16 protein-coding genes are annotated in these 21238 nt (G+C 63.1%); 9 read left to right on the top strand and 7 right to left on the bottom strand.

Going from position 1 to position 21238, the window contains the following annotated elements:
- Window position 1: 1 nt before the first annotated feature.
- The 3 genes from J5M73_RS16705 to J5M73_RS16715 form a co-directional block, all read right to left on the bottom strand.
- Window positions 2-1435 carry an RtcB family protein gene (locus tag J5M73_RS16705; RefSeq protein ID WP_207815890.1) on the bottom strand — a complete coding sequence of 478 codons (1434 nt, stop codon included), beginning with the start codon at window positions 1433-1435 and terminating at the stop codon, window positions 2-4.
- A gap of 177 nt (window positions 1436-1612) precedes the next feature.
- On the bottom strand, window positions 1613-2395 hold the full coding sequence (locus J5M73_RS16710; RefSeq protein ID WP_207815892.1) for a hypothetical protein: 783 nt from the start codon (window positions 2393-2395) through the stop codon (window positions 1613-1615).
- 136 nt (window positions 2396-2531) lie between these two features.
- A complete protein-coding gene (locus tag J5M73_RS16715; protein WP_207815893.1) occupies window positions 2532-3356 on the bottom strand; it encodes a hypothetical protein in 825 nt (274 codons plus the stop codon).
- A 354-nt stretch (window positions 3357-3710) separates the two neighbouring features.
- On the opposite strand from J5M73_RS16715, the gene J5M73_RS16720 reads away from it, so the two are divergent.
- Window positions 3711-4283 carry a type 1 glutamine amidotransferase family protein gene (locus J5M73_RS16720; RefSeq protein ID WP_207815894.1) on the top strand — a complete coding sequence of 191 codons (573 nt, stop codon included), beginning with the start codon at window positions 3711-3713 and terminating at the stop codon, window positions 4281-4283.
- A 109-nt stretch (window positions 4284-4392) separates the two neighbouring features.
- Here the strand turns inward: J5M73_RS16720 and J5M73_RS16725 are convergent, their stop codons facing one another.
- On the bottom strand, window positions 4393-4860 hold the full coding sequence (locus J5M73_RS16725) for a DUF6368 family protein (protein WP_207815895.1): 468 nt from the start codon (window positions 4858-4860) through the stop codon (window positions 4393-4395).
- Window positions 4861-5155: 295 nt separating this feature from the next.
- On the opposite strand from J5M73_RS16725, the gene wecB reads away from it, so the two are divergent.
- The gene (wecB, locus tag J5M73_RS16730; RefSeq protein WP_207815896.1) at window positions 5156-6307 is read left to right on the top strand and encodes a UDP-N-acetylglucosamine 2-epimerase (non-hydrolyzing); all 1152 of its coding nucleotides are present in this window, start codon (window positions 5156-5158) and stop codon (window positions 6305-6307) included.
- 73 nt (window positions 6308-6380) lie between these two features.
- Here wecB and J5M73_RS16735 read toward each other — a convergent pair whose 3' ends face one another.
- The 3 genes from J5M73_RS16735 to J5M73_RS16745 all read right to left on the bottom strand — a co-directional run bounded on the left by J5M73_RS16735 (window position 6381) and on the right by J5M73_RS16745 (window position 9625).
- The gene (locus tag J5M73_RS16735; RefSeq protein ID WP_102864919.1) at window positions 6381-7943 is read right to left on the bottom strand and encodes a TerC family protein; all 1563 of its coding nucleotides are present in this window, start codon (window positions 7941-7943) and stop codon (window positions 6381-6383) included.
- A 346-nt stretch (window positions 7944-8289) separates the two neighbouring features.
- Window positions 8290-8667 carry a VOC family protein gene (locus tag J5M73_RS16740; RefSeq protein WP_102864918.1) on the bottom strand — a complete coding sequence of 126 codons (378 nt, stop codon included), beginning with the start codon at window positions 8665-8667 and terminating at the stop codon, window positions 8290-8292.
- A gap of 76 nt (window positions 8668-8743) precedes the next feature.
- Window positions 8744-9625 (bottom strand): LysR substrate-binding domain-containing protein, encoded by an 882-nt coding sequence (locus J5M73_RS16745; RefSeq protein ID WP_170004105.1) that lies wholly within the window; start codon window positions 9623-9625, stop codon window positions 8744-8746.
- 104 nt (window positions 9626-9729) lie between these two features.
- On the opposite strand from J5M73_RS16745, the gene J5M73_RS16750 reads away from it, so the two are divergent.
- The 7 genes from J5M73_RS16750 to J5M73_RS16780 all read left to right on the top strand — a co-directional run bounded on the left by J5M73_RS16750 (window position 9730) and on the right by J5M73_RS16780 (window position 21238).
- Complete coding sequence (locus J5M73_RS16750) at window positions 9730-9990, top strand: hypothetical protein (RefSeq protein ID WP_207166119.1); 261 nt, start codon at window positions 9730-9732, stop codon at window positions 9988-9990.
- Window positions 9987-11528: an MFS transporter gene (locus tag J5M73_RS16755; protein ID WP_207815897.1), complete on the top strand. Its 1542-nt coding sequence runs from the start codon at window positions 9987-9989 to the stop codon at window positions 11526-11528. The genes J5M73_RS16750 and J5M73_RS16755 overlap by 4 nt, the downstream gene beginning before the upstream one ends.
- Window positions 11529-11667: 139 nt before the next feature.
- Window positions 11668-12732, top strand: a complete 1065-nt coding sequence (locus tag J5M73_RS16760) for an FAD-dependent oxidoreductase (RefSeq protein WP_258009291.1) — start codon at window positions 11668-11670, stop codon at window positions 12730-12732.
- Window positions 12733-12991: 259 nt separating this feature from the next.
- Window positions 12992-15187 carry a type VI secretion system tip protein VgrG gene (locus J5M73_RS16765; RefSeq protein ID WP_207815898.1) on the top strand — a complete coding sequence of 732 codons (2196 nt, stop codon included), beginning with the start codon at window positions 12992-12994 and terminating at the stop codon, window positions 15185-15187.
- Window positions 15187-15885: a DUF2169 domain-containing protein gene (locus J5M73_RS32070; RefSeq protein ID WP_102864912.1), complete on the top strand. Its 699-nt coding sequence runs from the start codon at window positions 15187-15189 to the stop codon at window positions 15883-15885. Before J5M73_RS16765 ends, J5M73_RS32070 begins: the two co-directional genes overlap by 1 nt.
- Window positions 15768-16295 (top strand): DUF2169 domain-containing protein, encoded by a 528-nt coding sequence (locus tag J5M73_RS32075; RefSeq protein ID WP_258009290.1) that lies wholly within the window; start codon window positions 15768-15770, stop codon window positions 16293-16295. Before J5M73_RS32070 ends, J5M73_RS32075 begins: the two co-directional genes overlap by 118 nt.
- Before the next feature lie 2 nt (window positions 16296-16297).
- The gene (locus J5M73_RS16780; RefSeq protein WP_102864910.1) at window positions 16298-21238 is read left to right on the top strand and encodes an RHS repeat-associated core domain-containing protein; all 4941 of its coding nucleotides are present in this window, start codon (window positions 16298-16300) and stop codon (window positions 21236-21238) included.

Below are 21238 nucleotides of genomic sequence, written 5' to 3' on the forward strand. Positions count from 1 at the left end.
CTTACGCCTTGAAGGTCAGAATCGGCGAAAACCGCGCCATCACCGACACCGTGCCCTCTTCCACCTGGGACTGGATCACCTGGCCAATTTCCTTGTAGGCCCCTGGCGCCTCTTCGATCATCCGCTCTTCCTTGGTGGTGATGCACTCCACGCCCTGCAAGCCGAGGAATGCCTTGTCCTTCTTGGCCTTGAACACAATCTCGCTGCGCGACATCGAGCGCCCGGCGCCGTGGCTGGCCGAACGCAGCCAGCGCTCATTGCCCAGCCCGGTGAGCAGGTAGGAGTCATGCCCCATGCTCCCCGGGATCAGCAGCGGCTGGCCGGCATAGGCCGGTGTCGCGCCTTTGCGATGCACGTTGCCCTCTTCTTCGCGCAGCACGATGTTGTGCGGCACATCGACAATCAGCGGTGCTTCGATGCCCGCACCAAACACTTGCCGGGTGCGCTGGCGCACCATCTCGGCGATCAGCGCGCGGTTGGCGTCGGCGTAGTGGGCAGCGCTGTGCATGGCCAGCAGGTACTCGTCGGCCATCTCGCCAAACAGGGCGAAGATCTTCGAATCAGGGTGCTTGATCCCCGCCGGCCACAGGGCCTTGGCCTTGTCCATCCAGCGCCGCCCGACATAGAAGCCCACATCGCGCGAGCCGGTGTGGATCATCATCACCACCTGCCCCACCGACAGGCCCTGAGCAAAGCAGGCCTGACGATCCACCAGTTCGGTGACCACCTGGATCTCGACAAAGTGGTTGCCGCCACCCAGGGAACCCAGGCCCGGGTCGCGGAGGATTTTGCGCGAGCGATCCTGCAAGGCTTCCGGCGCGTAGTCGGCGCTGCCGCTGGCGAACGACGACTCATGCAAACCCGACAGCTCACGTTGCAGCTGGGCGAAGTCCGCCCCGGCAAACAACCCGATCGGGTCCTGCTGCTGCACCTGGGCCCAGAAATCCCCGAGCCCGGCCTGAAACAGCGCGGTCATGGCCATTGGACTGGTGGGAATGTTGCGCGTGCCCTCCAGCAGATCGCCGCGCACCAGGGCGGTCCACTTGGCTTTCTGCGCCATGAACTGCTCGTAGTTCAGCCCCAGCTTGTGCAGGCGCATGCCGCAATTGATGTCGGTGCCGATGGCCTGCGGCACCACCATGTCGTGACTGGTGACAATCACGCTGCCCACCGGAATCGGGCTGCCGGTGTGGAAGTCCGGCGTGGCGCAGGCGCACTTCACTTCGCCGCCATGGGGGTGAGCCACCTTGGCGAAATCCATCAGTTGCAGGACGGCTTTTTCTTCGATGGCAAAGCTTTCGGGCAGCAACAGATCCACCTTGAGCCCGGCGTCATTGATCGAAGAAATGGAGAGGGAATTGGAATTCAGGCGTTCGATGGCCACCCCGGAACGGGCGAGCTTGTGCTGAATTCTTTTCAGAGGAGTCTTGGTCATTTTCAACTGCTTTTCTTGGACGCAACAAAACAACCACCCTTTTGGTGGCTGGAATTGTCTGGTCAGCAGCGAAACTTAGACGGCGCGGATAATGGGGAATGACGCCGTGGATGTAAATAGCCCGGGGGAAATTATTTGCCCAGGCACCTGGGGAGGTGCCTGCCGGACGGCGTGGCGTCAGTGCGGTGCCGGGCCGCCGCGCCACGGCATGTATTCCACCAGCACCTCACCGCGGCTCAGGCCGTCGGGCTGACTGACAAAGCCCGGCATCTGCCGCAGATCCAGCTGCTGGCAGCGCTGGGTCAAGCGTTGGCGCAGGGTGGCGTCGGCCTTGAACGCTTCCGGCCGGAACGCGCTGTGCTCCAGGTTTACCAGACATTCCCGGACCTGCCCCTGGGCATTGGCGCTGTAGTGGAAACTGGCCACGCCGATGCTGTCGATGCCCGACCCGACGACGGCCTGCTCCCAGAAGAACCGGCTTTGCTGATAGAGGCTGGAACTCAGCCGATACGCCTGACGCTCACGCTTGGGCAATTGGCTGGGGTGCGGAAACTCCAGGTTGGCAATCGCCTTGATGACGTTCCCATCGCCAAAGGCCTCAGGCGCGGCGGCAGGAAACAGGGTGTTCCAGCACACCTGTCGGGCCAGGTACAGCAGGGTTGGGGTGGCCAGGATCTGGGAAACATCACCGCTGCCGGGGCGTACCGTGCAGTCGAGCACTTCGTTCTGCCGATTGAGCTTGATCCGCAACTCCACCGCGCCACTCAGGCCCTGAAGGTTGGCGGCCATGATGTTGCGCCTCAGCACTTCGCTGATGGCGACAGAGAATTCCAGGCTTTTCTGGGTTTCCAGGGCCTGGGCGGCGCTCTGCTCCGGAGTCTTGCTCTGGCAGGCGCCCAGGGTCAGCACGGCCGGAGTCAGCAAGGCCAGGGTCGAGGTGCGCAAGAATGCTAATGACATGAATGGGAAACTCATTGATCAATGACCGGGCGCAAGGGCCACGCCCCGCGCCCCGGAAAGGGTCGGCTCAATCACTGAACGAACCAATAGCCGAAGCTTTAGTAAAATCTGCATCACCAATGCGCACCAGCCAGACTCAAGGTTCAGCGCCGCTTGCCTGCACACGCTGCGCGGCCTTGTTCGGCCCGCCTTTCCACGGCGTGTAAAACACGCTGGCATGGATCGGCCGCGCCTGGCCCTGCTCGGCCGCAAAACCCGGCATCTGCCGCAGGTCCAACTGCTCACACAGTTGGGTGACGCGATTGCGCAATTGATTGTCGGGCTTGAATGACTCGGGTCGGTAGCGCACCGCCCGCAGGTTCACCCAGCATTCCTGCACCCGGCCCTGGGGATCGGCCTTGACCTCAAAACTGGCCACTCCGACGCTGTCCACCGGCAACTGGGCCAGGGTGTGCGTCCAGAAGAAATGGCCTTTGGCGTATTGAGCGGTATCGAAGGCAAACCCCTTCAATTGCTCGCCTTCCAGGGTCAAGCGAGGGAACATCAACGTCCCTTTGACCTCCAGCACGCCATCAGGCTCAAAGGCGGCGGCGGGCGCCAGAGGGAACACGGTGTTCCAGCAGACGCCCTCGAGCATCTCGCCCAGTTTCGGGTTGTAGGGATAGGCCCGCGCTTCAGGCAAGGGGCTGCTCTGCGCCGCACAACCGATGACCTGATTCTGCCGATCGAACTGCATGACCAGCTCCACGCTGCCCATCAGTTGCTCGGCATTGGCCCTGAGGCTTTCGCGGTACAGCACCTGCTGCACCGCGTTGGCATAGAACTGCGTCTCCAGCTGTCGTTGCTGCTCGTCCTTGGACAGCGGGGTACCAGGCAAGTCCGATTGGCAACCGGACAGCGCCAGAAGAAGGCCGGTCAACAACCCGCACTGAGCCGGGGTTCCGTTCAGAAAGTTGTACATGTTCAGTTCCTTTGATGGGTTCACTGACGAACCGCCCTGCACTGCGCTCAATGAAATCAAGGTGCTGGATCCTAGGCTTTGTACGAAAAGCCTTGATACTCGGTGATGCTGCGTTGAAAACGGTCTCGGAATGCTCATTTACACCCCGTAAACTCCGCTTCCTCGACCGTTTTCGCCTTGCCTGACCTTCGTCTCAAAACTTTTCGTACAGAGCCTAAGGCAGCTCGCTGGTTGAAGGCCAACGACAATTGCCGGCGATTGTCGCCAGAGCTGTAAAAGCTTCTCCAGGCACCCGGCAAAAACGGGTTACCCTGGCGCTCCCCACCCGCTCATCGCCCCAAGCAAGGAAGCTCCATGACCCGCGCCATCACTATCATCTGCGACAACTTCGCCGACTGGGAAACCGCCCTGATCAACGCCACCGGCCGTGGCTACTATGGCTTCGACTGCCGTTACGCTTCCCCCAAGGGCGCTATCGTGACCTCCATGGGCGGCCTGCGGGTAACCCCGGACCTGGCGCTGGAAGACATTCGTCTGGATGAAGTGGATCTGCTGATGGTTTGCGGCGGGAGCGTCTGGCAAAGCGACAAGGCGCCGGACATCGGCGACCTGCTGCGCGCCGCCCAGGCGCGCCAGATCGTGATCGCCGCCATCTGCGACGGCACCCGCGAACTGGCCCGGGCCGGGGTGATGGATAACCTCAAGCACACCTCCAATTCGGCGGACAACCTGCTGGCGGTGGGTTATGCCGGCGCCGCGCACTATGAGGATGTGCCACACGCCGTGGCGGACCAGCGCGTGATCACCGCCCCGGGCAGCGCCCCGGTGAGCTTCATGGCGCAGATTCTCGGCACCCTGGGCATCAACGACGACAACCTTCGCGCCTACCTCGGCATGCATGCCGCCGAGCACCAGCAGAAGATCTGACCTCTCCCTTGCAGGAGCCGGCTTGCCGGCGAAAGCGATCTCACGGCCGCCTTCGCTGTCAAGCCAGCGCCCAGGACGGGTGGTGGGGAAGTGGCAGTGGGGCCGTGGACTATTTCACCAGTCGAAAATCCCGGTGGCCCAACCAAGCCGCAAAGTCCGCGGCGCTGAAAATGCTCTCACCCTCATGCTCGATGATCGCCAGCCCCGCCAGAAATTCGGCATCCCGAGTGTAGGTATGGATACTGGCGCAGAAGGCCACCACGCCATCCAGACGACGGACCAACGCCAGCGCCGCCTGTCCTAGTCGTTGGTGATCCAACTGATCTTTATCCATGGCCGCCAGGCTCAGGATGCCTTCAGGGAGCCATCCAAGCTCCCCGGCCAGCCCGGCATATTCCGCCAGCTCCTCTGGATAATCGGCCCCCAGCGCGCAAAGCATGGGACTGCCTTCAATAAAAAACGCCCCCCTACCCGCCCAGGGGTGATCTGCAACCTCGGCCAAGCAGGCGCGCACCAGGCTTTCGACCAAGCCATCGATCTTGCGCGGCAACAGCACCCTGACAGTCGGCCCGGACATTGATTGATTTTCTCCAGCGGACCGCCTCCGCATGATAGGGAGCGGCAAGACAGGGTGGATTGCATCCGCTCCGATGCCCCGGAGCAGATCACTTCATTCGCCGGACCGAGAGCATACAGACAGCAACAGACGTGTACAAAAACCTGTGCCACATTGATGCGACTCAACGCCTGGAGCCATTGGCCGCCAGCACCAGCTCCAGGCATGTGTCCCACACGCCCTGGCTGGACAAGCGCAGTTCCCGCTGCTTTGATTCAACCTTCGTTCCGATTGCATCGCACCCAAGGAGGGGAACATGCCTTTTAAAGTCGTGATGGTTTTCGGTACACGCCCAGAAGCAATCAAGATGGCGCCACTGGCCAGGGTGCTAAAACACTGGCCAGGTCTGCAACTGCACATTTGCTCCACCGGTCAGCATCGGGACATGCTCAAACAGGTACTGGACTCCTTCGAGCTGCAAGTCGACAAAGACCTGGAAGTGATGACCCAGGGCCAGTCCCTCAACGGCCTCTCGCAGCAACTGCTGATCCATCTGGATACCGCCTTCGAACGCCTGCAACCGGACATCGTCCTGGTGCATGGCGATACCACCACCAGCTTTATCGCCGCCCTCGCCGCTTTCCACCGCCAGTTGCCCATCGGCCATGTCGAAGCCGGGCTGCGTACCGGCAACCTCAGGGCGCCCTGGCCCGAGGAAGCCAACCGGCGCCTGACCGGGATTATCGCCGACCTGCACTTCGCTCCGACCGCCGAGGCCCGGACCAACCTGCTGCGGGAAAACGTGCCCGCCGACACCATCGAGGTCACCGGCAACACGGTGGTCGATGCGCTGCTGTGGATGCGGCATCACCAGCAACAGACCCAGTGGCGCCCCGCCGCCGATTCGCCCCTGGCGGTGCTGGAACACCAGCGGCGCATGGTGCTGATAACCGGCCATCGCCGGGAGAACTTCGGCGACGGTTTGCGCAATATCTGCGAAGCCGTGGCGACCTTGGCCCGGCGCTACCCGGACGTGCAGTTCGTGTACCCCGTGCACCTCAATCCACAGGTGCAGAGCACGGTCCATGGCGTGCTCTCGGACACGCCCAACATCTACCTGATAGCGCCTCAGGACTATCAGCATTTCGTCTGGCTGATGGGGCGCTCGCACCTCATCCTCAGCGACTCCGGCGGCATCCAGGAAGAAGCACCGGCCATCGGCAAGCCGCTACTGGTACTGCGGGACGTCACCGAAAGGCCGGCGGTGCTGGAGGGCGGTACCGCGTTGCTGGTGGGCACCGACCGCGAACGCATCGTGCACCATGCCAGCGAACTGCTGGACGATACCGAGCTCTATGCCCGCATGAGCCGAGTACACAGCCCCTATGGCGACGGCCATGCCAGTGAACGCATCGCTCGCCACCTATACACCTGGCTGGAGGCAAAAGCCCTGCGTGACAGGGCATGAACCTGGGCCTGAACCTCTGCGCTCAAGCCGCGCAACGGCATAGCACCTTGCAGCGCCAACTCCAGGACTTCCGTCAGGCAGGCACCTGCCGAGACAGCTGGACCTGGGTCACGCGGCGCTCTTCCACCGCCATCACCTGAATATTCCAACCCTCCCATTCCAGGCGGTCGCCCTTGACCGGCAGACGGTCCAGCAGGCTCATCACCAGCCCGGCCAGGGTCTGGTAGTCCTCGGTAGGCTCGGCGCCAAAGCCGGTACGCTGGCGCACCTGGGGCAGGTTCAGGGCGCCATTGACCAGGAACCTACCCTCGTCTTCCACCACATCCGGCCCTTCGACCTCGCTGGCATCCGGCAGCTCGCCGGCAATGGATTCGAGAATGTCGGTCATGGTCAGGATGCCCATGAAGTCGCCAAACTCGTTGATCACGAAGGCGATGTGGGTCGACGCCTTGCGCATCTGTTCCAGGGCGTTGAGGATCGAAAAACTGTCCAGCAGGTTGATGGTCTTGCGCGCCAGGTGCTCAAGGTTCGGCTCGTTGCCGGCCAGGTATTCCTTGAGCAACTCCTTCTTGTGCACGAAGCCCAGCGGCTCATCCACCGCACCATCGCGAATCAGCGGCAGGCGCGAATAAGACGAGTGCATCAACTTGGTCCGGATGCTCTCCGGGCTGTCCGTGAGGTCGATGGAGTCGACCTCGGCGCGCACCGTCATCAGCGTGCGGATCGGCCGTTCCGCCAACTGCAGTACGCCGCTGATCATCACCCGTTCGCGGCGATCGAACAGCTCGCTGCTCGGCGCATCACCGTCTTCCAGCAAATCGGCAATTTCCTCACCCACTTCTTCCGCTGCCAGCTTGCGGCCACCCAGCAGGCGCATCACCGCATAGGCCGTGCGCTCACGCATCGGGCGCAGGCCCTGCATGGACTTCTTGCGGCGGGCCCGGGCGATCTGGTTGAACACCTCGATCAGAATCGAGAAGCCGATGGCCGCGTACAGGTAGCCCTTGGGAATATGGAAGCCCAGGCCTTCGGCGGTCAGGCTGAAGCCGATCATCATCAAAAAGCCCAGGCACAGCATGATCACTGTCGGGTGTTCGTTGACGAAACGGGTCAGCGGCTTGCTGGCGACGATCATCACACCAATGGAAACCACCACCGCGATCATCATCACCGACAGATGCTCCACCATGCCCACGGCGGTAATCACCGCGTCCAGGGAGAACACCGCATCGAGCACCACAATCTGCGCCACGATCGGCCAGAACAAGGCGTAGGTTGCACTGCCGGCCCGCTGGCTGACATGCCCCTCCAGGCGCTCATGCAACTCCATGGTGGCCTTGAACAACAGGAACACACCACCGAACAGCATGATCAGGTCGCGGCCGGAAAAGCTCTTGTCGAACACCTCGAACAGCGGCTGGGTCAGGGTCACCATCCAGGAAATGCTGGCCAGCAGGCCCAGACGCATCAGCAGTGCCAGGGACAGGCCGATCAAGCGTGCGCGGTCACGCTGCTCCGGCGGCAGCTTGTCCGCGAGGATGGCGATAAACACCAGGTTGTCGATGCCCAGCACCAGCTCCAGGACAATCAGGGTCAAAAGGCCAAGCCAGGCCGTGGGGTCTGCGATCCATTCCATAACGACGACTCAAGTTCTCCAGAAAATTCAAACGGCCAGGCGCGACGAAGCACCAAGGTGCAGGACAGGTGCAACCTGGGTGACGGGCTGGTCAGTACGGGAAGTGGCAAAGGCCTGGGATGTACGGCCGGGAGAATGACTGCCTGAGCGTCTGCGTCTCAATGGGGCCGGATGGCGCGAGAAGTCATGGGGCAAAGCGAAGAAAGAGCGCCGACTGGGGGGCTCCGAGAGCGTGTTCATGCAAGTCCTGAGTGAAAAAACGGACTTGGAGGTTACAGGGGCAGCGGCACTTTTCCCCAGCGGGAAATCATTACAAAAGTTTAGCCGGGACACCCCCTCAAACCGCCTACACCCGCTCGGCAATCTCGATGAGGTTCAAGTCCGGGTCCCGCAGGTACACCGAGCGGATCGGCCCCGTGGCTCCGGTGCGCGCCACCGGGCCTTCGATGATCGGCCAGTTGACTCGGCGCAGATGGGCAATCACCTGCTCCAGGGGCACGCTGGCGATAAAGCACAGGTCCAGCGCTCCCGGTACCGGCAGGTGGGCCTTGGGTTCGAACTCCTGGCCACGCACATGCAGGTTGATCTTCTGCTGGCCGTACTTGAAGGCCTTGCGCCCGCCGGCAAAGGTTTGCAGTTGCATACCTAGCACCCGAACGTAAAAGTCCTCGGCGGCCAGAGGATCGATGGTAGTCAGTACCAGGTGGTCAAGGTGGTCGATCATTAAGGACGCAGCTCCTGAAGGAAGAGAAATAGCCCGGCGGATTATGCTCGCCGGTCGCAGTGCTGAACATGCCGTATCAGGCCGAACGCCGGTACTCGCGCTTGACCTGGTCGATGTAGCGCACTACCGCCGGCGCCTGCTCGAAACGCCGGTAAATCAGCGACAGCCAGGACGACGCCGAACTGCCGCCGATCGGCCGGTACACCACATGGGGCAGGCTCAAATGCCCCACCACCGATTCCGGCACCACCGCCACGCCCTGCCCCAGGGAAACCAGGGCCAGCACCGCCACCAGGCCGCCGGGCTGGGCACCGAGCTTGGGGGCATAGGCCCCCTGGGCCGCCACTTGCAAGGTGCCGCTGATCTGCTCAGGAAGGATGAAGGTTTCATTGAGCAGGTGCTCGGAGGCGATCTGCGGCAGCCGGCACAGCCAGGACTCGGCGGACAGCGCCAGGACAAACCCCTCGGCGTCCAGGCGAATGGCCTCCACGCCGTCGGGCAGGGTCATGGGCGAACGAATGTAGCCGACGTCCAGACGTCCGTCGGCAATCCGCGCCGGCAGGGTTGCCATCGGACACTCGCGCACATTCAGGCTGACGTCCGGGCAGTCGCGGCTGAAGCTCTGCACCTGCTTCTGCAACAACCCGGAATACACCGCCGAGGCCACGTAGCCCAGCTCGATATGGCCGATCTCTCCGCGCCCGGCACGCTGGGCGTTGCGCTGGGCGAACTCGAACTGGCGCACCGTGGCTTCGGCCTCCAGGAGCAAAGTGGCACCGGCCTCGGTCAGACTGACCTCGCGCTGCTGTCGCAAAAACAGCCGCGTACCGAGGGTCTTCTCCATGTCCTGGATCTGTCGGCTCAAGGTCGGCGGGGCAATCCCCAGTTGTTCGGCCGCGCGGGTAAAATTGCGCTGCCGGGCCACCGCCAGGAAGTAGCGAAAGTGACGAATTTCCATAAAGGGCATTAGCTCAAAGGTAACGAACTGACCGCCAGCAGCTAACAAAGACCCACAAAGGCCGGGATAAGCTGAGCGGACCTTCACAGTAGAGAGCCTTTGCCATGCGCGTCAAACCCCTGATTCTGGCAATGATCGCCTGCTGCTGCCTGCAGAGCGCCGTGGCCGCAGAGATCCAAGCCAACGTTGCCCACAAAGCAATCCTGCCTTTGAACAGCCCCCCAATCCCGCTCAAGGCCGGCCAGCAAACCACCCAGGCCAGAGGCTGCTCCTGTGCAGTGGTCATCCTCGATGACGGGGTACCGGTGGTGGCGAGCATCGAACTGAAAGCACTGTCCATCCTCAGTCGGCGGACAGCGTCATGAGCCGCCTCATCAATCCCCGCCTGACCCTGCTGACTGCTTCCGGGGTCTGCTCGCTGATCGTCCTGGACACCAACATCGTCGCCGTGGCCCTGCCGAGCATCGCCCGCGACCTGGGGGCCAACTTCGCCGATATCGAATGGGTGGTCAGTGCCTACATGCTGGCCTTCGCCGCCCTGCTGCTGCCGGCGGGCAGCCTGGCGGACCGCTTCGGACGCAAGAGGACCCTGCTCTGCGGCCTGGGCCTGTTCATCCTCGCCTCCCTGGGCTGCGGCGCCGCCCCCAACGCCCTGCTGCTGGACCTCGCTCGGGCCCTCAAGGGCGTGGGCGCGGCGCTGCTTCTAACCTCGGCCCTGGCCTCCATCGGCCATACCTTCCATGACGAAGCGGAACGGGCCAAGGCCTGGGCCTTCTGGGGAGCCTGCATGGGCATGGCCATGACCGCCGCGCCCACGGTCGGCGGCTTGATCACCGAGTACTTCGGCTGGCGCTGGATCTTCTACTTCAACCTGCCGGTAGGCACCCTGCTGCTGTGGAGCGTGCTGCGCAACGTACCGGAATCCCGGGATACCCAGGCGGCGCGCCTGGACCCCTGGGGCAGCCTGGCCTTCAGCGCCAGCCTGCTGTGCCTGATCTGGGGCCTGATCGAAGCCAACCGCATCGGCTGGAGCCACCCAGCCACCTCCACCCGCCTGTTGGCCGGAGTGGCGCTGCTGGGGCTGTTCGTGCTGATCGAGCGCCTGCAACGCCGGCCCATGGTCGACCTGCAACTGTTTCGCCATCCGCGGTTCATCGGCGCCCTGCTGGGCATGTTCGCCTACGCCGGCTGTGCCCAGGTGATGATGACCCTGCTGCCCTTCTACCTGCAGAACGGTCTGGGCTTCTCCGCCATTGCCTCAGGCCTGGGCATGCTGCCCTTTGCCCTGACCATGCTGATCTGCCCACGCATCGGTGCCCGTCTCGCCGGGCGCTACAGCCCTGCCGCCCTGATGGCCGCCGGACTGACCCTGGTGGGCTGCGGCAACCTGCTCAGTGCCTGGGCGGTGCATGCCGGGGGCTACCTGAGCTTCGCGGCGGCGATTGCCGTGACTGGTGCCGGGGCCGGCCTGCTCAACGGCGACACGCAGAAAAACATCATGGCCTGCGTGCCCCGGGAACGTACCGGCATGGCCTCGGGCATGAGCACCACCATGCGCTTCAGCGCCATCATGCTGGCCATCGGCGTGTTCGGTGCGCTGTTGGCCAGCCATACCCTGCAACGACTGCAAGGCAGCCTCAGCCAGGTGCCCGGGCCTTGGCTGGTCCAGGCGCCGGACATCGCCTCGCGGGTGGTGGCCGGGGATATGCAGGGTGCCTTGGCGAGCCTGCCGGAAAGCACCCGCGCCCTGATTGAACCCCTGGCCCAGCAAGCCTTTGTCGGCGGCTTCGGGCTGGTACTGACGGTGGCAGGCATTCTCGCCCTGCTTGGGGCCCTGGTGGTGGGCCGATTGATGCGCAACCCCCTGCCCCAAGCCCAAGGCCTGGTGCTGAAAACCCAATGAGGCATGGGGATGCCGATCGGCTCTCTGGGCCGCCGCCCAGATGGGCAGCGGCCCGCTGCTTGCAATTTCAGAACAATAAACACATGGCTTGAACAACAAATGGCCGGCTAAGGTACGGCCTTCAGCAGACGAGGTCAGTGTGAAGCCTACAAACGTGATTGTGGTCGGTGCCGGCATTGTCGGTGCATCCATCGCCTACCACCTGGCCAGACAGGGCGCGCAGGTCACGGTGGTCGAGCAAGCCAGTCCCGGCTCCGGGGTCACCCGCCATTCCTTTGCCTGGATCAACCCCCACGGCGAGTTCCCGGCAGCCGCTCGGCCGCTGCGCTCCCTGGCGCTGGCGGACTATCGACGCCTGCAGCAGGAGTTGCCCCAGTTGCAGATTCAATGGACCGGAGCACTGACTTATGCCGAAACCGGCCCGGACTCGACAGACACCGATACCCAGGGGCCGATGTCGTCCGCCCATTGGATCGACCGTCACCGGATCGGGGCGCTTGAACCCAATCTGCAGGAACTACCGCAACGAGCCCGGTACGCCCCCGGCGAAGGCAGCCTCGACCCGGTAGCCACCACCCAGACGCTGCTCGAAGGGGCCCGGGCCCACGGCGCCCGGGTGCTGACCCAGACGCCGGTACAGGGGTTGCTGGTGGAGGGCCGGCGCGTGCTCGGCATCACCACTGCGGCCGGGCCTTACCTAGCCGAGCACATCGTCCTGGCGACGGGCTGCGCCACCCCTGCCCTGTTGGCGCCCCTGGGAATCCAGCTGCCGGTGCAGGCCTCGCCGTCGATCCTGATCCGCTTCGATGCCCCGCGCGGCCTGGTCAAGACCCTGGTTTCCAACAGCCTGCTGGAGATTCGCGAAGCGGCGGACGGCAGCCTGCTGGCGGCGGAAGACTACATCGACGACAGCGGTCCTCAAGGGCCCGAGGCCATAGCGCAGCAAGCCATGACCACGATCCGCCGACTGTTCCGCGGCGCCGAGAAGATAGCCCTGCGCAGCGTTGAGGTAGGTCTACGCCCAATGCCCTGTGATCAGTTGCCGATCATTGGCCCGAGCCAGCAGTACCTGGGCCTGTACCTGGCGGTGATGCATGCCGGGGTGACCCTGGCGCCCACCGTCGGCCGCCTGGTCAGCCAGGAGTTGCTGCTGGGCCAATGCTCTGCCGAGCTTGCCTCGTGCCGCCCGGCACGTCTGGGCTGACGGGGTTCAGCGGGCTCGTCAACGGGTGTCCGTTCTTCGAATCAAGCCACCCGTGAGCTTGAGCCGGGTCATGACCTGAGTGGCTCAACCATCCCTGACTCCTGGTTGCGGACAGCAAAGTCAGGTCCGGAAATTTCAAGCGACTTTCCAGACTCATCCCATATTAGTTTTTGCGCACCCTTTGCTAGGTTGAGCGCCACTTTGCACCCGGGCCAGGTACGGCGCGGGTCTGGCCTCTCTCACGCTTAAGGATGAGCCTATGTTCGCGCCGGCCGACACTGCGCATTTCGTGCTGTCCATCCCCGCCGTTCGCCACGATTTCAAGGTACTGGCCTTCAAGGGTCGCGAAGCCATCAGCGAGCTGTATGCGATCCATATCGAGCTGGTTTCGGACAACCCCAACGTCGATCTGGAAAGCCTGCTCAACCAACCGGCGTTCCTGCAGTTCGGCCTCAAGGGTGAAGGCATCCACGGCCTGATCGACGACATCGAAATCGGCGACAGCGGCAAGCGCATGACCCGCTATCACCTGATCCTGCGTCCTCACCTTTATCAGTTGCAGCACCGCCACAACCAAAGGGTCTACCAGAACCTGACGGTGCCGCAGATCATTGCCAAGGTGCTCAAGGAACACGGCATCCTCGCCGACCAATACCGCTTCAACATTGCTCCCAAGCCTTCAGTACCCAGGGTGTATTGCGTGCAATACGGGGAGACGGATTTCCAGTTTGTGCAACGCCTGTGCTTCGAAGACGGCATTCACTGGCAGCACGAACACAGCCTCGACCAGCACCTGCTGGTATTTTCCGACAACCAGACCAACTACCCGATCCTCGCCACCGCGCGCTATCAGCAAAGCAGTGGCCTGGCCGCCGAAGACCCGGTGGTCAGCCATTTCGCGGTGCGTTTCAGCACCCGCACCAGCCAGGTGGTGCGCCGCGACTACAACCTGAAAAAGCCCGACCCGCGCAGCGCCTCCAGCGGCGCCCCGCTCGATCCGGTGCCCAGCACCCTGCACAGCTGCGCACAGAGCGAGGCGCTACCAATCCTTGAGGACTATCGCTATCCGGGCCGCTACAGCGCAGGCGCGGTGGGCCAACAACTGAGCCAGATCGCCCTTGAAGGCCATCGCGCCGATTACCAGCTGGCCAAGGGGCAGAGTGATCTGTCGAGCTTTCGCTGCGGCCATCTGGTCACCCTCGGCGAGCATCCGCGCGGTGAATACAACCAGATGTGGCTGCTGGTCAGCGTTGAGCATGAGGGTCGACAACCGCAGGTGCTGGAAGAGTCGGTCACCAGCGACGACCGCCACGGCGGCTTTACCCAGGGTTACCGCAACCGCTTCAGCGCCATCCCCTGGGACACCTTCTTTCGGCCGCAAGAGCCCGCACCCAAGCCCCGCCTGAGCAGCCAGACCGCGCTGGTGACCGGCCCTGCCGGTGAGGAAATCTGGTGTGACGAATTCTCACGGATAAAGATTCAGTTTCATTGGGACCGCGAAGGCGAGCGCAACGAGTTCTCCAGCTGCTGGGTGCGGGTGGCCACCAGTTGGGCCGGTGAAGGCTTTGGCCACGTGATCATCCCGCGGATCGGCATGGAAGTGCTGGTGAGCTTTATCGGCGGTGATCCCGAACAGCCCCTGGTGACCGGCTGCGTACCGAACCAGCACACGCCCGTGCCTTATCCGTTGCCGGCGAACAAGACCCGCAGCGTGTTCAAGACCCGCAGCAGCCTGGGCGGCAATGGCTCCAACGAGTTGCGCATCGAGGACAAAAAGGGCGCCGAAGAGATCTACGTCCACGCGGAGAGGGATCAGAACATCGAAGTCGAACACGACGAAACCCACTGGGTCGGACGTGATCGCACCAAGACCATCGACCGCCACGAACGTGATCGCATCAAGCGCAACTGGTCGATCAATGTCGACTGCTTCAAGACCGAGACCATCAACCTGGCCTCTCTGCAAAACGTCGGGCTGGCCAAGATGATGAACATCGGCACGGTCTACAGCCAGAACGTCGGCCTGCACATGAACACCCTGGTGGGGATCAACCAGAGCACCCAGGTGGGCCGTAGCCAGAGCACGGTGGTGGGCACGTCCTACAGCCTCAAGGTCGGCGATGGCAGCGTGCAAAGTGCCGCACCGCCTGCGGGTGAGGAGCCTGCGCCGGAGGCCAGCGGACCAGGATCGAGCATCAAGCTGGACGGTGAAAGCATCACCTTGCAGGTCGGACGCTCGAAAGTGGTGATCACCGATGCCGGGATCTACCTCGACGGACCGGACATTCATCTGGTGGCAGGCAACACGGTCAATGCCGATGCCCCCGCAGACGTGCACCTCAACAGCGGCACCGCACAACCGGCGCCGAACCTGCCGGTGGACGCCGAAACCACCCAGCTCAAAGGCCTGGATGTGACCGATGCCATGCCGCTCTTGATCGACGGTAGCTGGTGATGGGCGTCATCCATATCGAGAACCACACCGGGCTGCCACACCTGCTGTATGAAAAAACCACCCCGGCGGGCGTGCCCACGGACATCCTGGTGATTCGCGGCACCTTTGATTTTGCGCAGGGCTTGGCCATGCCCTTGAGTGCAGATCAGAGCGCGATTGTCCTCGGCGATCGCTTCGATGGACCGATAGCCACTTTTCCCTTGCAGGCGGTGATCGCCGAAGAAGGCGATCTGCTGTTGGGCAAGCCCGGCACCGATGTGCTGCTGCAAGGCAGCGTGCACAGTGCTGAGGGGCAGTGGCGCACGAACTGGCCGGTCGAGGTGCAGGTCGGAGCGGTGCGCAAGAGCTTGCAGGTCCATGGTCCGCGCACCGTGCACAAAGGGCTGATGGGCTGGACGCTCGGTGCCCCCGATAAGGTGGAAAAGGTCACGCTGGATTACCGCCTGGCGTTTGGCGGCTGCTTCTACGACCCCGAGCCGTCACCCGGGCAGACGCCGATTCCCAGCGTCAGCTACCCCAGCAACACCGCTGGTTGTGGCTGGCTGCCGAGCGCGGCTGAATTGAACACCCGGAGGCTTCGGTGCGCCAACGCATCGAAGCACAGATCGCGCAGTTGGACAGCCTGCCCGCCCCTCAGATTGAAGACCCAGCACATCCCTACAAAGCCCCCTCGCAGCGTTTGCAGCCCGTGGGCCTGACCGCGCTGGCGCGCTGGTGGCAGCCGCGCGTGGACTTGCAAGGCACGCTGGACGCGCAATGGCTCGCTGAACGCTATCCACTGCTGCCGGACGACTTCGACCCACGCATTTACCAGAGCGCCCCGGCCGATCAGGTGGCCGTGCCCTATCTGACCGGCGATGAGAGCATGCGGCTCAAGGGCTGCCTGAGCGAAGGCGACTACATCATGCGGTTGCCCGGAGTTGCACCACTGGTGGTGTGTGAAAGCACGGACGCTGAGCCCTTCGTCAGCGTGCCGGTGCTCGACACCCTGCGCCTTGACCTGGACCAGCGCCAGGCCGTGCTGCTCTGGCGCCTGCCCGTGACGGCGGGTATCAGCCAGATAACCATGGCGCTGGTAGGCACCGCCGCGTTGCCAGGGAAGGCTTGAACATGACGGACAGATTGACGATCTCCGACAGCGCCGATGATGCGGCAGCGGAACAACGCTTGATGGATGAGCGCAGGCTCAGTGAGTTGCAGCAGCTGAAAGCTGAGCTGGACGCGCAAAAAGTCGCCGCCACTCAAGCGGTAGCCGCCGAGTCGGCGCCGGTGGATAGGGACGCGGCCGCCACCGCCAAAGGGGGCAGCAAGCGCCACGTCGCCCATGACAGCAGTGAATGGCAAGCCGTGTGCAGTGTGCCGGATTTCTGCTGGGTCGGACCGGTGGTGGTGGCTTTCGACTCGTTCGCGACATTGGACAAACCGGTGCTGGCTTCCAGCGACGTCAAGGCCCGTGGCACCAAGGTCTATCGGCTGGGGGATCTCTTCAATCAGGTCCAGGCCGATGCCGGCGCCCACGTGGTGGCCGGTACCTCGCTGGGCGCGGGCAACGTCAAGCTGCTGGAGGGCCACGGCAACGTCAAGGTCAATGGCCTGCCGCTGGCCCGGCATGACAGCGCCTGCCTGGTCAACTGCAACGCCGCCGGTGTAGGCGGCACCCTGGGCAAGATTGTGACGACGGCCCAGTCGGCCAATGCGGTTGCCAGCGAGACGAGTGACCTGGCCCCTCCCGGAGAACGCACCAGCGAACGCCTGCAAGCACTGGAGGCCGAGCGCGAAGCCCTGAAGCAGCAGCTCGACATCGATGGGCTGGATAAGTACATCGATTTTGACGGCTGGAACAAAAGCGCCGATGAAGGCATCGCCAGCATCAAGCAAGGGGCGGTGCTGGGCTCGACGCCCATGGGTCCGCTGATTGCCCATTACTTTCCGGCGGTGGCGGACGCCGATGCGCAAGTCACCCGTGGCGTGACCGGGTTTGCCAAAGACACCGTCATGGGCTTGGGTGAACTGGCCTACACCGGGGCCAAGCTGCAAGCCAAGAACCTGCAGAGCAACTACACCGCAGACGGTCTGCGCGGCCGTGCCTTGGATGCGCAGATCCTCGCGGAGAACATGCGCCTGGGCAATATCACCCCGGGGACTGTCGGAACAAGCATCAGCAACGGTGCCAAAGCCGTGGGGTCTGCCTTGGTCAAACCGGTCACCGATGCCTGGTCCAAGGGCAATCACATCGAGGCCGTGACCCGGGCGGGCGTGGAGATCCTGACCTTGCCCTGGACGCTGTTCAAGGCAGGCAAAGCGGCAGAGGCGGCTAAGGCGGCCAAGGCACTGAAGAACGCCAACCGCACAGAAACCGTGGCCCACGGCGGCGACGGCGTTCATGTCCGCCCCCAGGGCGCCGCGCACGGCAGCGCAGAAGAGGTAAAAACCGGAAGAACCTCCGACAGCGGCAAGAACTGCGAAACCAGCAAATGCAGCCTGGAAGGCGAACCGGTGGATGTCGCCACCGGTGACTACCTGCAAACCTGGCCGGTGCTGGAGATCCCCGGCAGCATCCCGCTGAAACTCTCGCGCCTGTATCGCTCGCGGGCCAGTTTTCATGGGTTACTGGGGTTTAAATGGGCCGACGACTGGTCCCAGCACCTGGTGCTCGATCGCCTGCGCATTACCTATCACACCGTCGATGGCAGCACCCTGGACTACGAGGCGCCGGACGACGAAGTCCAGGCCCACAACCGGCGCAACGGTCGCTACCTGCTCAGCGGCCAACGTTCCGGCACCTTGCGCCTGTATGACCGCGCGACCCAGCAGACCCTGAGCTTTGCCCACAGCCCGAACCACACTCGCCCCCTGACCGCTATCGAAGACGGCAACGGCAACCGCATCCGCTTTATCTACGATCCACAGCAGCGGCTGCAGCGTATCGAGCACAGCGACGGCTATCAGTTGCACATCGAGCTCAGCAGCACAGGCCTGCTGACAGGCATCACCCTGCACGACGGCGAACAACACCCGCGCCGCTTGCTCAGTTGCCGCTATGCGCAACACAACATGCTGACCGACTGCGCCAGCCATCAATTCGGCACCCTTTATCACGCCTACAACAACGCCGGGCACATGACCCAGTGGCACGACACCGACAAAACCCATTTCCACATTGCCTACGACGCCAAAGGGCGAGTCATTCGCACCCATGCCGACAGCGGGCATTACACCGATCGCTTCGAGTACCACGAGGCCAACCGCTGCACGGACTACCACGACGCTGAAGGCGGATGCAGCCGGCACTACTACAACAGCGACTTCCTGGTGGTGCGCAAAATCGATGCGCTGGGCCATGAATGGCTCACCGAGTGGGACGAATACACCAACAAGGTCGCCACCACCGACCCTCTGGGTCGCACCACCACCTACCGCTACAGCGACTTCGGCGAGCTGCTGACCCAAATCAACCCGGACGGCACCCGGCACACCTTTGACTACAACGCCCAAGGCCTGCTGACGCGCTACGTCGCCGCCGACGGTGTCACCTGGCAAATGGCGTACGACGCCCAGGGCAACCTCAGCAGCGTCAAAGACCCCGATGGGCGTACCACCACTTACCAACACGGGGCCCATGGCGAGTTGCTGAGCCAGACCTGGCCGGAGGGCACCCAGACCCTTTACCGCTACGACCGCAAACAGCGCCTGAGCGAAATCCAGCAACCGGACGGCCAGATCAGCCGCGTACAGCTGGACACCCTGGGCCGCCCTCTCCAACAGCAAGACGCATTGGGGCATATCACCCGTTATGCCTACCACAGCCAGCACGCCCATCCCCGTGGCTCCCTCAGCGCCGTGACCCTGGCTGATGGCACCGAACAACACTGGGATTACGACAGCGAACACCGACTGGCCCGCTTCATCGACGGCGAAGGCCATCGCACCCGCTACGCCTACAGCGCCTTCGACCTGCTGGAGAAGCTCACCTACCCCGGCGGGCAAAGCCTGACCCTGGACTACGACAGACTCACCCGCTTGACCCGCCTGACCAATGGCGTCGGCGACGTGTATCAATACGCCTACGACAAGGCCGGGCGCTTGATCGCCGAACGCGACTTCGCCGGCACCCTCACCCGCTATTGCTACAACGCCGTCGGTTGGCTCAGCGAAAAACACTGCGCCGACGGCGCCCGCGTGGCCTACCACTACGACATCGCCAGTGCGCGCCTGCTGAGCATCGCTCACTACCGGGCCAACGGCGAACTGAGCGAACAGACCGAGTTCAACTACAACGACGTCGGACACCTGATCGGCGTCAACAGCCCGGGCGCCCGTATCGAATACCAACGCGACGCCGTGGGCCGCCTGCTCAGCGAACGCATCAATGGCCGCCTGATCGAACACCAGTACGACCCCGCCAGCGGCCTGCCCATCGGCCAGCAAGCCGGTGCCATCGCCGAACAGGCCAACGCCCAGGAAGCCTTCGCCGCCCTGCCCCAGGTGCAGTGGCAGCACGACCGCAATGGCGGCCTGGCGCAACTGCTGATCGCCGGCCATGCACCGCTGCAGATCAGCCGCGACGCCCTGGGCCGCGACATCCAGCGCACTAGCGCCGTCGGCTTCAACCTGCACCAGCACTACAACAGCCTCAGCCTGCTGACCGAGCAAAAGGCCGGCGCAGCAGCGACCTCCTTTGTCGAACGCCACCACCGCTACGACAAAGCCTTCAACCCGATCCAGATCGACGACAACCGCTGGGGCCAGAGCCAATACCGCTACAACGCCAACCAGCAACTGATCGCCGCCCACCTGGGCCAGGGCCAGCCGCAGCAATGGCTCTACGACAACGCCCTGAACCTGCTCAGCGAAGGGCAGATCCACAGCGCAAAGGGCATGGGCGTCAAGGCCGAGCAAAAAGGCGGGCGCGTGGTCAAATCCGGGGCCAACCGCTACCGCTACGACGCCTGCGGCCGCCTGGCCGAAAAAATCGTCGACCGCCACGGCTTCCGCCCCCAGCGCTGGCAATACCGCTGGAACAGCGACAATCGCCTCACCGACCTCTACACCCCCAACAACGAACACTGGCGCTACGAGTACGACGCCTTTGGTCGCCGCACGCGCAAGTTCAACTTCAGCCGCAGCAACAAACGCGGCACACACTACGCCCACAGCGAACAACACATCATCGGCGAGGAATACCTGTGGAGCGGCGAACAACTGCTCGAAGCCGCGCCCATCTACGCCGACGGCACCGTCGCCTTCGAACACGCCACCCGCTGGAGCTACGCCCCGGGCGGCATCACCCCGCTGGCGCAACAGCAAGGCGAAAAACTCTGGTACATCGTCACCGACCACCTCGGCACGCCCAGAGAGCTACTGGACGAAAGCGGCCAACTGGGCTGGAGCAACAGCCCCAGCGTCTGGGGGCAAGCGCGACTGTGGCAAGCCGCGAATGACGAGTTCGCCAGCAGCAATGTGGTGCCGATCAACAAGACCACCTGCCCGATTCGCTTTCCGGGTCAGTACTACGACGAAGAGAGTGGCCTGCACTACAATCGGCACCGGTACTACGATCCGGAGACTGCGCAGTATTTGAGTCCGGACCCGCTGGGGCTGGGGGGTGGGACTCGGCCGCAGGGGTATGTGGATAATCCGAATAGTTGGATTGATCCGCTGGGGCTGGCAACATGCCCAAAAGAAGCCGCAGCGAAAATCAAAGAAAATGCCTCAAATGGGAAAATTCGACGAGGAAAAGACTATCACGGGAGGTTGGGGCATGATACTGAGTTGGATATTCTTAGTAATCCAGAAAACGTATATCAAGCCAAAAATGGAAATTTAGTCTTCCATAAAGACGGGAACATTGTTGTAACTCATGGTAAGGGTGGGGCTCAGGGCAACGTAATTACTAGTTATGGTCAAGGAGGTCCGCGTGGTGAAAGCGGAGCAGCCATTTATGGAGGCGCGCCTTCTGATCCCGGAATACCGATAACGTCTGAAATGATTGCATCAGGAAGCATCCCCAAACCTAATGGTGGCTTTCTACCTCCAGCAACGAAGATATAA

Source organism: Pseudomonas sp. 50_B (assembly GCF_017491625.1).
In the GTDB taxonomy this organism is placed as follows: Bacteria; Pseudomonadota; Gammaproteobacteria; order Pseudomonadales; family Pseudomonadaceae; genus Aquipseudomonas; species Aquipseudomonas danubii.

Bases quoted from the DNA above. Each gene is read 5' to 3' on its own strand.
- J5M73_RS16705 (WP_207815890.1), bottom strand. From the start codon at position 1,435: ATGACCAAGACTCCTCTGAAAAGAATTCAGCACAAGCTCGCCCGTTCC.
- J5M73_RS16710 (WP_207815892.1), bottom strand. From the start codon at position 2,395: ATGTCATTAGCATTCTTGCGCACCTCGACCCTGGCCTTGCTGACTCCG.
- J5M73_RS16715 (WP_207815893.1), bottom strand. From the start codon at position 3,356: ATGTACAACTTTCTGAACGGAACCCCGGCTCAGTGCGGGTTGTTGACC.
- J5M73_RS16720 (WP_207815894.1), top strand. From the start codon at position 3,711: ATGACCCGCGCCATCACTATCATCTGCGACAACTTCGCCGACTGGGAA.
- J5M73_RS16725 (WP_207815895.1), bottom strand. From the start codon at position 4,860: ATGTCCGGGCCGACTGTCAGGGTGCTGTTGCCGCGCAAGATCGATGGC.
- wecB (WP_207815896.1), top strand. From the start codon at position 5,156: ATGCCTTTTAAAGTCGTGATGGTTTTCGGTACACGCCCAGAAGCAATC.
- J5M73_RS16735 (WP_102864919.1), bottom strand. From the start codon at position 7,943: ATGGAATGGATCGCAGACCCCACGGCCTGGCTTGGCCTTTTGACCCTG.
- J5M73_RS16740 (WP_102864918.1), bottom strand. From the start codon at position 8,667: ATGATCGACCACCTTGACCACCTGGTACTGACTACCATCGATCCTCTG.
- J5M73_RS16745 (WP_170004105.1), bottom strand. From the start codon at position 9,625: ATGGAAATTCGTCACTTTCGCTACTTCCTGGCGGTGGCCCGGCAGCGC.
- J5M73_RS16750 (WP_207166119.1), top strand. From the start codon at position 9,730: ATGCGCGTCAAACCCCTGATTCTGGCAATGATCGCCTGCTGCTGCCTG.
- J5M73_RS16755 (WP_207815897.1), top strand. From the start codon at position 9,987: ATGAGCCGCCTCATCAATCCCCGCCTGACCCTGCTGACTGCTTCCGGG.
- J5M73_RS16765 (WP_207815898.1), top strand. From the start codon at position 12,992: ATGTTCGCGCCGGCCGACACTGCGCATTTCGTGCTGTCCATCCCCGCC.
- J5M73_RS32070 (WP_102864912.1), top strand. From the start codon at position 15,187: ATGGGCGTCATCCATATCGAGAACCACACCGGGCTGCCACACCTGCTG.
- J5M73_RS16780 (WP_102864910.1), top strand. From the start codon at position 16,298: ATGACGGACAGATTGACGATCTCCGACAGCGCCGATGATGCGGCAGCG.